Below are 13,975 nucleotides of genomic sequence, written 5' to 3'. Positions count from 1 at the left end.
AAAAGCATGAAAAAGAAAATATTCTTATTAGTATGTCTGTTATGCAGTTCAATATACAGCATATCAGCCTCAGGTGAGAAGGAATCCAAAACGGAATTCCTGACTCAAGCTTTTATACATCCCGGAATGGCGCAAAGTAAACAAGATCTTGATTATATGCGTGAAATGGTACTAAAAGGCATACAGCCCTGGAAAAAAGCCTACGAAAACTTAAAGAAAAGCGCCTCTTTAGATTTCATCCCCAGTCCATGTACCGAAATATCCGTTGGCCCTTACGGCGCAAATAGCATTGGCGGGCGTGAATTCTCCGAAAGTGCCGAGATGGCATATAATCATGCATTGATGTGGTATATTACTAAGGACAGGGCTTACGCACAAAAAACTATCGAAATTTTGAATGCATGGAGCTACTTGCTCCGCGGATTCGATGCAAACAATGCCAAATTGAATGTTGGGCTTTTCGGATATTACTACCTTAACGCAGCCGAAATATTAAAATATACCGATTCCGGTTGGACTTCCAAAGACTTACAACAATTTACACAAATGGTTCTTACAGTCTTTTACCCCACTATTAAAGACTTTTTCACTGAAGCCAATGGTAACTGGGATGCATCTATGATCAGTACCATCATGTGTATTGGCATTTTTACCGACAACCATGATATATTCAACCGTGCAATAGAACGATTTTACTGGGGAGAAGGAAATTCTGGTATCACCCGGTATCTCTACCCTGGAGGGCAATGTCAGGAAACTACACGAGACTGGGGGCATGTACAATTGGGCATAGGTGAATTTGCCAAAGCTGCACAAACAGCCAACACGCAGGGGTTAGACTTTTACAGTGTAGCCGATGATAGATTAGCACAAGGATTCGAATATACCGCACGTTTCATGTTAGGAGAGCATATCGATTTATTTGGAGTTTTTACAGATAGAGATAACGATAAATTCAGGGATATTTATGAATCCATATATCATCATTATAAAAATGTAAGAGGTGTAATATTGCCATATACTGAGAAAGCGATAAAAGAACACACTCGTTCCAAATCGTCAGTAGGCTTTCTGACAGCTGTAAAAGCTCCAATTTCCAATGTCTCTACACAACCTTCTATCTTTACAGGATCCGATAACTTTCTGAAACCAACTATAATCGGGGCTTTAAAAGGTAAATCGAAACAGCTCCCTGCCAATAGTATCCATCTAAAACCGGGAGAATCTATACAAGAGGCTATAAACTCCAACAGAAATACTGGTAAATGGATTATTCTGGAAGCAGGAGTACATACTTTGGATGCTCCTCTTAAAATATACAGTGGAACTCTCCTTGCCGGCAAGGGACGTGAAACAATAATCTTTCCCTCTCCACGTACTGAAACTGCAATCATTAATGGAGAAGATATCCTTTCTGATGTCACCATTCGCGATCTTTTAGTAGAAGGAGCCATTAAAGTTATCGAAAATGCCGATCCTAATCATGACCGTCGAAGCCGTTCATATATGAATGCTCCCAGCCGGGAAGGTATCATTCTCAAATCCAAAGAGAAAGATGGTATACAGAATGTTGTTTTGGAAAATATTACAGTACAGAATTTCACAAAAAATGGTGTAGCAATAGTCAGTGGAAAAAACATTCGCATTCACCAATGTGATTTCAGTGATAATGGAGCCAGTGTAGTGCCGGGTGCCGGATTTCACCACAATCTTCATTTATCATACATTACCAATTGTGAAATAACAAGTAGTCGTTTTGATACCTCTCCCTATGGAAATGGCATAAACGTTACCTTCTGTGTGAATGTAAAAGCAATTCATTCGGAGATGGCTCGTAATGGACTCTCAGGTATACGATGTGCAGAAAGTAGCCAAATAGCTATAATCAACAGCCTCGCTGAAGGAAATGGAGAAAATGGGATATTTATCGAAAAGCAAATGAATAACTGCAAAGATATAACAATCCATCATAACACTGTACAAAATAACAGATGTTATGGTATCGATGCAAGAACGGCCATCCAACCAAGTATTAAAGATAACATAAGCCGCCATAACTATAAAGAATAAAAAATAAATAAGCAATCCAGTGCTATGCGAATTATCTCGCACTACACTGGATTGCAACACTGAACTTATCAAAAAAGAACCTATTAAAAACTACATCTTTCTAATCATTATCTATAATCATTTCGCTTCAGGATTAACAAACATAATCTTCAACGAAGAAAGGAATTCATTTCTGTTATCACATCTAAAGTTACCACTGAATTCATTTTTATCTCTTTCTCCTATTTTTATGCTCACCTTATTCCAACCTTGCAGCAAGGGCAGTTCTTTATAAGTAGCCTCATGCCTATTTTGCGAAGCAACTGCATATGCTTTATCATTAATAGCAAGCTGGCATTCTTTTGCTTTCACAACCAAAGTCAGCTTCGGCATATTCGGTTCAATCAGCAAGTCATCCAAAGGACGCGGACTGAATACATAGATATCCAAGGCCCATCCATCCGCTTTTTTCACTAACTTTTCTTTCGCTGCAACCGGAAATACCAATTGATTATCACGCAAGAAGAAGACTTCATTTGATTTTACTTCAATCTCATTACAATCAATACCGGCATTCTTTAAAATCACTCCCAGTGTATTGTATCCCTTTTCAGAGTTAGTGAATTCTTTCAGGGTACTGATATAGAAACAAGAGGCATCTTTCCGATACTTCACAAACACAGGAGTAGCAGCTGTACATTCGTACTCACTCCGCACCGTGCTGGCAGTTTTGATTTCCTCCGGACGTTTATTCCAAGCTCTCCAATCTGTTTTACAAGCATTCAGCAAGACATCTCCTTCTTCTACCAGCGCACCTGTTAATGAATATTCTGAAGCATCAGCTCTCTGAAGTTCGCAGAAATAGAAATCAGAGTTATTCAAGCCGCGTATCCATGACTTCTGAACCGGCAGGAAAGAAGAACGTTTAAGGTTGTCCAGCGCTACCGGAAGAGGCAATATCTCATTGTATACATTCAATGTCTGAGGTGTTAATCCCCAAATCCATACATCAGCACCCTTAGCAATATTAGCTAACATACTCTTCTTTTCAGCAGCAGACAAAGTGTAAGTACCATCTACAATATAGATCATACGTGCAGGTGCAGTAATCTTTGCAGCAAATTTCACGCCTTGCGCATCCAGAATACCTTTCAATTTACTGTCATCTCCGCCTATGAAAATCACTTCTTTATATTTCTCTGCCGGAGTAGCTGTCGGTGCTTCATATTCTTTTTTGTCAATATCAGCGTAAGCAGACCAAGCAGGGTGTCCCGGTGCATTGGCTGCACGCATAGCATCATACATAGGCCATGGATCATACAAAGGTAGATTCGGATCATATCCCGGATTGAATGTTGTACAATAAGGACCTACACGTTCCGGTTGTACACCCGGTACACCTTCTTTATAATCAGTGAAGAAAATACCATCTTTATTGATATCCGGTTCTGTAGTCATATCTTTCTTTCCCAGCGGCAGCGGTTTCAAAGAGTACCATGCCATATTGAAAACAGTACTGTAAGAAGCTCCCATATTACGCTGGTTAGCAAGGAGGTGGTAGCACTCATTAGCTAATCCTTCCATACGTCCCAACTGCGATTCATAAGCTCTTTCACCATTATACTTAGCAACCTGCTCGGGTGTACCATAGTACGCCATACTATGTTCACCGATTCCCCAAGGTTTACCTATTCCAACCCAATGTTTCATTGAGTTCATGTCACCATAGTGACCTACTGTAACCGGCAAGATGCCATCTCCATCATCTTCTCCATCGGCAGAAATCCATGGGCGGGTCGGATCGTTTGCACGAACAATGTCTCTCCAATCTTCCCAAGCTTTCTTCTGCTGAGGCATCAATTCCGGTCTGTTGTAGACATGCAAAATCACCGGTTTATTTTCATTACTGATACTCCAGCCGAAGACAGAGGCATGATTACGGTCTCTGAGTACAAAACGTTTCAAATGTTCTTTTGATGCTTCCCAGAAGAGCTCAGAATCCAGTTTCGGACCACCATCACTCGCCCAGTTAGCAGTTTCATTCAATACGCAGATACCCATTTCATCAGCTACATCCATGTAGAAACGAGGATAAATCTGTGCATGAGGGCGAACAGCATTAGCATTCATACCCTTAATGGCAGTAAACCATGCCCACGCATATCTGCGTGTCATTTGCGGAATACCCATAAAGTGCCAGGAATCACCTCTCAACTGATAAGGTTTACCATTCAGGTACTGTGTGGTGCCTTGCAATGTCCATTCACGCCATCCGAAACGTTCATATTTCATATCAAGGGTTTCTTTCTTAGCCTGCAATGAAAGCAATACGGCATAAAGATTCGGTTGTTCAGGAGTCCAGTAATTCAACTCACCGGATACCGGAACCTGCAACACTACTTTTGTTGAAGCATTGGCAGGGATACTAACTTTAACAGGGACCACTTTCAAAGCTTCCTGTCCAAGTTCCCATGCAGGTACAGGAGCTGAATTAACATCTGTCCCAGCCAGGTTTACCCATTCATTAATCTTACCTTGAAGTTGCAGATCAGTCTTTTTTTCCGTATTATTCTGTACAGTCACTTCCAGTTCGAGCATATTCTTTGAAACTAACGGTTTCACATATACATCTTCCACATGTACTTTAGGCAATGCCAACAAGTATACATCCTGCCAGATACCGGCAATGTGATATCCCCACATAGAACCGGCAGGAACAATGCGACGACCAATTGTAGAGTTGTTTTCAAACAAAGATTGACTACGAACTCCCACCCATACTTCAGCGGTTTCACCTGCAGCTACCTTATTCGTAATATCTATGCTGAATGGAAGAAAAAGATCAAAATTCTCTCCAACTTTTTCCTTATTGATATAGACCTCAGTATAGCCGGCTACAGCTTCAAAATATAATTTTATCTGCTGACCATTCCAGTCATAAGGAATAGTTACTGTTTTCTTCATCCACGCCATTTTCACTTGTTCCCATTCTTTCGGATAAGACGGGTAGTTGCGATGATCAGGTCCCTCTACATTTCTGTTAGCAAAAGAGTTTATATTCCATGGAGAAGGAATCTTTATACGTGTTTTACTCCATGCACCTTCTTTGGGCAGCGATAATTCCGGTGCCACTCCTTTACCTTGCACGTAACTACCCGGCAAGGCCACAGGTTGGAAATCCCAATAGCCATTCAGACAGATTTCTTTCCTATACTCCTTTTCTGTTCTATTCACAAGACCCTCACTTGGTGCAAACGGGAAATTATACACCAATTTACCATCGCTCGATGTGGTTTGCCCCACTGCCTTTCCCGGCAGCAAGAACAAAGTCGTCAACAAGCTTAATAAAATTGCATTTCGTTTCATTTAAGAATACTATTAATTAGGTATTAGACATATTTGTTTTTCCTGTCTGCAAAGTAAACAGGGTGACATTAAAAAGTAAGCCGAAACAGAATTAATATTGGATTAAAAACACATTAATCCTCCGGAATCCAGAACTTTTCTGTTAATAATGCAAATCAGTAGTTGAATTAACATCTTTCTGATGATTATGGACATGATATACCCAACTGTATTCAGTATACGACAGAACCCTATTCAGTATACGACTGAATGGCATTCACTATACGACTGAATTAGGTTCAGCATACTACCCTTTCTTAAGTATACGTTATTTATAAATAATATATAATATTATTCAGTACTTATTTTAGTTTAGAACTATATCATTTATTCTGTAATCTTCGTACCTTTGTCGTATGTACTAATATGATAATCATGGACAAATTTAATGTAAAAGATAGTCCTCCGGATACCTCAAGACTTGAAAAATTATTCTTGGAAGAAGGGCTCCTGATGAAAATTAAAAAGAACGAATATCTGGTACAGCAAAATGAGAAAAACAATCAGATAGGCTTTGTCGTATCCGGTATATTCCGTTTGTCTCATACAGATGCAAATGGTAATACATGGATAGTAGGCTATAGCTTTGCAAATGATTTTGTTTGTGATTATCCTTCTTTCATAAAACAGACAGTTTCCACAGTCACGATACAAGCTTCTACCGAATGTGAGATTTATCTCCTCCCTTTGAGCAAACTTAATCAATTCTGGGAAACAGACATGGACACCCAACGATTAGGAAGGCAAATAGCCGAAACCATGTTTGCAGAAATATACCAACGACTATTGGGATTTTATTGCGATACTCCGGAACAACGTTATCATGCATTAATGAAACGATGCCCCGGTTTACAAGAAAAGCTTTCATTCAAAGAAATAGCCCAGTTTCTTGGCATAACTCCCGAAACCCTCAGCAGAATACGAAAAAAGCAACTGTATAACGAAAGGTCTTGACTCTGGTCAAGGCTTTTTCACTTTATATAGCTTAATATTGCCGCCATAAACATAAATCATAAAAGTATGGCAACTTACACTCATTATGGGAAACAAGCTGATGTATTCAAACATCTGGTGCTTTGTGAGGTTCTTCAAATCGAAAAACCGCAGATATACATAGAAACGAATTCAGCATCCGCCATTTATCAAATGGCGCATACCCCGGAACAGCAATACGGCATTTACCATTTCCTGAAGAAAGCCCGTGAAGAAAAACCTTTGAGGGAATCTCCTTATTACAAGCTGGAAAGCACAGAAATGGCAAAAGGAAACTATTTAGGCTCTCCCGCTTTAGCAATGAATACATTGGCAGAACGAACATCCCAATATATATTCTTTGATATAGAAAAAGATGCTTTAGAAAATATAAAATCCTATGCCAAACAAGTGAAATTAGAATCACATATCCAGACCTGTCATACGGATTCACTCGAAGGGGTTATAAAACTACTACCCTCACTTTCCCAATCTTCCTTCCTCCATATCGATCCTTATGAAATTGATAAAAAGGGAATATCGGGAACAACCTATCTGGATGTATTAATACAAGCAACCCAAGCAGGTATGAAATGCCTATTGTGGTACGGTTTTATGACTGAAAATGACAAAATACACATTAACCAATATATAGTGAATAGACTGGAGGAAGAAAGCATAAAAGAATATACCTGTATTGAGTTAATCATGAATTCAATCAGAAAAGATGCGATTCCTTGTAACCCGGGTATATTGGGAAGCGGCATTTTAGCTACCAACTTATCTCAGGAAGCCAATAAAGCAATTTGGGATTATAGCGATATGTTAGTTTGCATGTACAGTGACACTAAATATAAAAGTTATGATGGGAGACTATACAGAGATAGTATAAAGTAAACATACCAACATAAAAAAAGGCTATCTATCCCAGACAGCCAATCTTTTGTTAACCTTAAATCTAATACTATGAAAAACACATTGCAAAGATACGGACTTTCAGGATATCTCCAAATTTCCAAGACTAAACGGGGACATTTATAACATGGTTTAATAGAATGAAGGAAGTTGTTAACTATTCAAATTCTTTATGTTAACAATTAACATAAAGAATTCCACTTTCTACAGCATCATTGATCTTTTTCGCTTTCAGCCTCCAGATCCTTGATTTCTCTGTTCAGGAAGACGGATAAGATAGTTCTCAGAACAACTATACCACCTAAAATAGCCAGTTCATTCAAAGTTGGCTCCAATACTGTTTTTAAAATATCTGATGCGATTAAGAATTCAAGTCCGAGCAACAAATAAGTTCCGAAAGTTGCCCGTAATTTTCGGATGTTAGTAGTCGAATACTTACCCGTGAACCTTTTGAACTCATTGATCAGAAAAGATATTATTCCGATTAATGCTCCATAGGTGACAATTAGAAGACTTGTCACACTGATTATTGTAGCTAATGTATTTAAGAAAGTAGTAAGCATGCCGATTGAAGTTTATTAATATAACATTGCAAAATGCTTTAATGTTTGATTTTTATGAAAAAGCTTTGATACCGGTCTTTGCAGATATCAGGTACCAGCTCGCAACAGCGCAACGATAGGTGCCTTACCTGTAATGTAAGTATGGGATATTCATTTGCTCCTGAAAAAGATGTAAATGGTGGATATTTCTTCAACCCGACAATCAATTCCAAGAAAAGCTCCGTCACAACTCAATTTCAATAAAACTGGGGATTCTATTTTAAAAGAATCCCACTTGAGTGTACAAAAAGACAGTAATTATGAATAATATTCCATTTACAGGAACCTATATTTCGCCTACTTTTGCACAAACAAAGAATTTAAGGTTATAGAAAAATGGATAAACACACATTTTACAGTTATTTGATAGTAGGTATGACATTTGCCTTTGGATTGTCTGTACAAGCTCAGAACAAGATTACTGCACCCATGAAAGACGTCAACCAAGTTATTGACAACACACTGGATAGTTTAAATAAAGCCCACACAGTAAGACCTGTAGCAGGGTCAAGTAGAAAAGGAAATAATCCCGTTTTATTTTTAGTGGGTAACTCTACTATGCGTACCGGAACCTTAGGGAATGGTAATAATGGACAATGGGGATGGGGATATTATGCCGGCGATCATTTTGATTCAAATAAAATCACTGTAGAAAATCATGCACTGGGGGGAACAAGCAGTCGTACCTTTTATAACCGTCTCTGGCCGGAAGTTATTAAAGGTGTACGGGCAGGAGATTGGGTTATTATTGAACTGGGACATAACGACAACGGCCCTTATGATAGCGGTCGTGCACGTGCCTCCATACCAGGTATCGGTAAAGATAGCCTGAATGTCACTATTCAGGAAACCGGAGTACAGGAAACTGTATACTCTTACGGAGAATATATGCGCCGTTTCGTACAGGATGTAAAAGCAAAAGGTGCCCATCCTATCCTATTCTCCCTGACTCCCCGCAATGCTTGGGAAGACAAGGATAGTACGATTATCACACGCGTCAATCACACTTTTGGCCTATGGGCCAAGCAAATAGCCGAAGAACAAAAGATTCCATTCATTGATCTGAATGATATCACTGCCCGTAAATTCGAGAAATTCGGCAAGGAAAAAGTCAAGTATATGTTCTATTTAGACCGCATTCACACCAGTGCTTTCGGAGCAAAAGTAAATGCTGAATCTGCCGCCGAAGGTATTCGGAAATATGCAGGTCTGGAACTGGCTAACTATCTGAAACCAATTGAACAAGATACGATCACTGGTTCCAGCCGAAAAGAAGGATGTCCGGTAGTATTCACCATCGGCGACAGTACAGTCAAAAACAAAGACGATGATAAAAATGGCATGTGGGGCTGGGGAAGCGTAATAGCCGAGATCTTTAATCCGAAAAAAATATCGGTAGAGAATTGTGCTATGGCAGGACGTAGTGCCCGTACTTTCTTGGACGAAGGACGTTGGGACAAGGTTTATAATGCACTCAAACCGGGAGATTTCGTATTAATCCAGTTCGGACACAATGACGGAGGAGATATCAACACTGGAAAAGCCCGCGGTGAGTTACATGGCTCAGGAAACGAAAGTAAAGTCTTCTTAATGGAGAAGACTGGAAAATACCAAGTAGTCTATACCTTTGGCTGGTATCTCCGTAAATTTATTATGGATGCCCAGGAAAAGGGGGCGATTCCCATTGTTCTGAGCCATACCCCCCGCAATAAATGGAAAGACGGACAAATAGAGCGTAATACCAAGAGTTATGGCAAGTGGACACGTGAAGCGGCAGAAGCAACCAGTGCTTACTTTATAGACCTGAATAAACTATCTGCTGATAAACTCCAAAAAGTAGGACCTGAGAAAACCACAACTTTCTACAATACGGATCATACACACACTTCTTTGAAAGGAGCACAAATGAATGCCCGAAGTATTGCAGAAGGATTAAAAACTACAGATTGTCCACTGAAGAAGTTTTTGAAATAGGAGTTATATGAAAACATTGCAGGAATGATCAGCCCCAAGAATGAAAATAGAAAATAAAATAGACATGGTTAATTAATCCAAAAGAATAGCTTCATCAAACAAATAATCACTTCTTTTGCTCCTGTCAAAAAACAAAACTGGACTATAAATGAGCAATAAGATTGATATCAAAACTCTGAAAGCTTTGCGGCAAGGTAGCCACAAGGCTTTCGAAGAAGTTTTTATCACTTATTACGGTAAGACGAAAGCCTTTATATATGGCTACATCAAGTCGGGTCCGGATGCCGAGGAGCTTACAGAAGATTTATTTGTGAATCTTTGGATAAACCGTCATTCTATTGATATTTCAAAATCATTTGATTCTTTCTTACATACAGTAGCAAGAAACTCTGCTATCAACTTCCTGAAACATAAATATGTAGAAGATACCTATCTAGATAATATCCAAAAGCAAGAATGCAGTTCCACTTCGGAAGAAGACCTGATAGCCAAAGAACTCGGCCTATTGATAGACGACACAGTAGAAAAAATGCCGGAACAGAGGAAGAAGATATACACCCTGAGCCGTAACGAAGGTTTAAGCAATGAAGAGATAGCAGCACAACTGAATACTACGAAGAGAAATGTAGAAAGCCAGCTAAGCCTCGCCTTGAAAGAAATACGGAAAACAATTTCATGCTTCTTCTTATCACTGTTATAATACACTCTTTTTTCGCTCCAACCCCCTAAAAAAGGAGTAAAAGAAAAAATATATTCACCTAAAATAACAAAGAATCATTTTTCTTCGTATAATTGCAAATTATTATATTCATAATCTTATGGGGAAAAGATTTTTATTTATTGCTACTTGCATAACTTCGACACTATTACTAGCGACAAGTTGTTTAGAAAAAAATGATGTGTATGTTAAAATTCCGGCAGACCAGTTCTTCGATTTTGACTTAAACCAGAAGATAAACCTGTCTGTGGACTATGGATTCGAAGGAAAAGACTATGTTGTCTTATTCGACCTCTACGACGAAAATCCGATAATAGAAAATGAAAACGGGGAACTTGTCAAAAAAGACATCTCTCCCATTTATCGTGCCGCCACAGATAAGGATGGTAAATTTTCCGGAGAGATACAAATTCAATCTGCTTTGTCAGAGGTATGGTTATACTCAGAGTATGCTGGAACACTCTCTCCTATTCAGTTAGAAGTTACTGATAACTCTATCATGTACAATCAGGAGAAGTATATTGCAAAAGCAACTACCCGAGCCTTAACACCTAACAATCATCAATATCCTGACGGCTGGCTAACCTTGGGTGACTGGAGTACCCTCGGAACTCCTGCTTATCTAACACCCGGCAGAGTGCTGCCTGATGCAAAAACGTTGTATAACATAAATGAGATATTCGTCAAATACAATGGAACTGCTATGGAGCAAAGAGATTATGGAAAAGCATTCTTCGCTCCTGGCGTTAGTTCTGAGATAAAAATCATAAAAGCTACAAAAGTTTACTTATGCTTCATTAGTAGTTCCGCTGCCTGGAACAACAGTGTCGGTTACTTTAGTTATTCTACCGGACAAGAGCCCCAAAGTATATCAGAAGTGCAGAGAATCATTGCATTCCCCAGTGCCACATCTATTGCCCAAAAAGGTGCAACGGGAGCATTAGTTAGTGGAGACAAGGTGCAACTGAAATATTGGGATGGAGAAAAATTCCAGGATGAATTTCCGGCAGGGGTAACCATCGGATGGTGGTTGCAAGGAATGGGATTCAATACAGGAAATATCATACATAAAGTAGATGGAAGATACAATAGTTTCTCACTTCCCCACCTAAATTCGGATGGGATACAACGAAGTATTTCATTAAGAGAGCCGGACTCTGACCAACTTGTAGCTATTGGATTCGAGGATAATAATGACTATCGTTACAATGACGCCACTTTTTATCTGCAAATAGAAGAGAAGGGAGCAATAGACGAAAGCAACACACCTACAATACCGGATGTCGGAAATCCACCGAGTAACACAGAGAACTTCACTACATACTATGGTACACTAACCTTTGAAGACTTGTGGCCATCAATGGGTGACTATGATATGAATGATGTGATGATAGACTATTCATGCAAAGTGTATAAAAACACAAGTAATAACAGAGTATATAAGATAGAGAATCAATTCATTCCACGTCATAATGGTGGTACACTTCAATCAGGATTTGGTTTCCAGTTGAGCAATGTCTCATCTGGTGAAGTAAGTAATATAACGATAGATGGAGCCGGACAATCCCAATATATGCAAGGAGCTAATCAGGAGCCTGGACAAAGTCATCCTACTTTCTTATTATTCGACAATATCAAAGATGTGCTCGAAAAGACAATCACAATAAGTTTTGAACTGAACGATCTTGAAGAAGCAAATGTCGTACCTCCATATAATCCATTCATCTTTGTAGAATCGGACAAAGGCAGAGGAAGAGAAGTACATTTAGTGAAATATCCTCCGACAGACAAGGCTGATTTCGGTCTATTCGGTACAGGAAGCGATGCTTCACGCCCTGATGAAGGCCTCTACTACGTAATGAACAGGCTTAAATTTCCCTTTGCCCTGAATTTGGCAAGTATTAAGGATTTCCCTACACCCGATGAAAGTGTAAGAATCGACTTAGCTTATCCCCAATTCAACGATTGGGTAAAGTCTGAGGGAAAAACTAATAAAGATTGGTATAAGCATCCTGCACAATAGAGTTAGGAAATGAATTAATCCAATAACTCATTTTGGTCAAAAGCTCTCCATATCCATATCAAGCCCGCACTTGCTCCACTCCTATACGGGAAACAAAACAGTGGAGTTGGTATGGAGTTGGTATGGAGGAGATATGGAGTTAGTAAGGTGCAGATTATTTTGTTCCTTTTCTCGGTTATTAGAGAAAGCCTACTTCCTTAAAATAAAAAATAAAAAAAACTCGGTTTTCTTACTGAGCTTTTCATCTGTTAGCTGTATATATTATAAAATGCAGCCAGATGAAAAAAAATATTATCGCTAGAATTCTTAAGAAATACTTATCCGGACGTTTCTCTTCCGATACAGAAGAAAGGGTTCAGAAATGGATTATTAAAGATAAAGATATTGAGGAAAAAGAAAAAGCCTCACTGGAATATTGGAATGAACTGGAAGCAAAAGCCGATCCGGACACAGAACTTATACTGGACAGAGTAAATCAAAGAATTGACTATAAAGAAATCGTTCACCGACCTTTCTATCAGAAATTGGCACGTATTGCAGCCGTTCTGATTCCACTATTTATGATGACAGGAGGCTATCTATATTATACCTCCACACAAAATAAATGGATTGAAATATCAGTTGCATACGGTGACAAGAAACACTTCTTATTACCGGACAGTTCTGAAATATGGCTGAATGCGGGAACTGTAGTCAAATATCCGAAAGAGTTTTCGAAAGTGCAACGCCTTGTACACCTTGATGGCGAAGCTTATTTTTCTATTCGGAAGAACACAAGTAAACCGTTTATTGTAGAAACCTCCCAACTCTCAGTTAAAGTATTAGGAACTAAATTCAACGTAAAGGCTTACGCTGATGATGAACTGGTGACCACTACCCTGACAAGTGGTAGAGTGGAAGTTATCCCTCCCACCCAAGACCCACGGATACTAAAGCCTAATGAACAGTTGACATACGATAAAAAAACATACGCCGTCAACATTACTGAAGTCTCCCCAACCGATACAGATGGCTGGATCACGGGTAAACTGATATTTACCGATGCACCTTTCACCGAGATCCTGCAAACACTTGAAAGACGTTATAATGTGACTATCAATCATACAATGAACATCCCTGCCTCCAAACGATATACCGTCCGATTCCTTAAAGATGAAAATCTGGAAGAAATACTGCCTGTATTAAGTGAGATGATTGGCTTCAGTTATCAAAAGCAAGGAAACAAAGTAGAACTAATCAAAAAACAATAAAAAGAAACTGCCTATGAAGAAAAAGAACCGGATTGCAGCTTGAGACCCTCAACCCGGTTCTGAAATG

At 39.1% G+C, this 13,975-nt stretch carries 9 protein-coding genes; 7 read left to right on the top strand and 2 right to left on the bottom strand.

The window, feature by feature from the left end; genetic code table 11:
• Positions 1-6: 6 nt before the first annotated feature.
• Positions 7-2,070: an alginate lyase family protein gene (locus DWW10_RS05410; RefSeq protein ID WP_118421474.1), complete on the top strand. Its 2,064-nt coding sequence runs from the start codon at positions 7-9 to the stop codon at positions 2,068-2,070.
• A gap of 117 nt (positions 2,071-2,187) precedes the next feature.
• On the opposite strand, the gene DWW10_RS05405 is transcribed toward DWW10_RS05410, so the two are convergent.
• Positions 2,188-5,415 carry a glycoside hydrolase family 2 protein gene (locus DWW10_RS05405; RefSeq protein ID WP_118487004.1) on the bottom strand — a complete coding sequence of 1,076 codons (3,228 nt, stop codon included), beginning with the start codon at positions 5,413-5,415 and terminating at the stop codon, positions 2,188-2,190.
• Positions 5,416-5,829: 414 nt separating this feature from the next.
• Here DWW10_RS05405 and DWW10_RS05400 point away from each other — a divergent pair, with 414 nt between their 5' ends.
• On the top strand, positions 5,830-6,408 hold the full coding sequence (locus DWW10_RS05400; RefSeq protein ID WP_118421472.1) for a Crp/Fnr family transcriptional regulator: 579 nt from the start codon (positions 5,830-5,832) through the stop codon (positions 6,406-6,408).
• A gap of 66 nt (positions 6,409-6,474) precedes the next feature.
• On the top strand, positions 6,475-7,323 hold the full coding sequence (locus DWW10_RS05395) for a 23S rRNA (adenine(2030)-N(6))-methyltransferase RlmJ (RefSeq protein WP_022391416.1): 849 nt from the start codon (positions 6,475-6,477) through the stop codon (positions 7,321-7,323).
• 230 nt (positions 7,324-7,553) lie between these two features.
• Here the strand turns inward: DWW10_RS05395 and DWW10_RS05390 are convergent, their stop codons facing one another.
• Entirely contained in the window at positions 7,554-7,904 is a 351-nt protein-coding gene (locus DWW10_RS05390) for a DUF1622 domain-containing protein (protein WP_007667463.1), read from the bottom strand.
• Between the two features lie 375 nt (positions 7,905-8,279).
• On the opposite strand from DWW10_RS05390, the gene DWW10_RS05385 reads away from it, so the two are divergent.
• The 4 genes from DWW10_RS05385 (at position 8,280) to DWW10_RS05370 (ending at position 13,908) form a co-directional block, all read left to right on the top strand.
• The gene (locus tag DWW10_RS05385) at positions 8,280-9,917 is read left to right on the top strand and encodes a rhamnogalacturonan acetylesterase (RefSeq protein ID WP_409012351.1); all 1,638 of its coding nucleotides are present in this window, start codon (positions 8,280-8,282) and stop codon (positions 9,915-9,917) included.
• A gap of 148 nt (positions 9,918-10,065) precedes the next feature.
• Positions 10,066-10,617, top strand: a complete 552-nt coding sequence (locus DWW10_RS05380) for an RNA polymerase sigma-70 factor (protein WP_118421471.1) — start codon at positions 10,066-10,068, stop codon at positions 10,615-10,617.
• Positions 10,618-10,816: 199 nt separating this feature from the next.
• Positions 10,817-12,658: an LruC domain-containing protein gene (locus tag DWW10_RS05375; RefSeq protein ID WP_259320417.1), complete on the top strand. Its 1,842-nt coding sequence runs from the start codon at positions 10,817-10,819 to the stop codon at positions 12,656-12,658.
• Between the two features lie 278 nt (positions 12,659-12,936).
• The gene (locus DWW10_RS05370; RefSeq protein WP_118421469.1) at positions 12,937-13,908 is read left to right on the top strand and encodes a FecR family protein; all 972 of its coding nucleotides are present in this window, start codon (positions 12,937-12,939) and stop codon (positions 13,906-13,908) included.
• The last annotated feature ends 67 nt before the right edge of the window (positions 13,909-13,975 follow it).

Origin of the sequence: Bacteroides intestinalis (assembly GCF_003464595.1) — a bacterium.
Taxonomy (GTDB): Bacteria; Bacteroidota; Bacteroidia; order Bacteroidales; family Bacteroidaceae; genus Bacteroides; species Bacteroides intestinalis_A.
The sequence above is the reverse complement of the archived record's forward strand: the minus strand, read 5'-3'. Positions and strand labels throughout refer to the sequence as shown.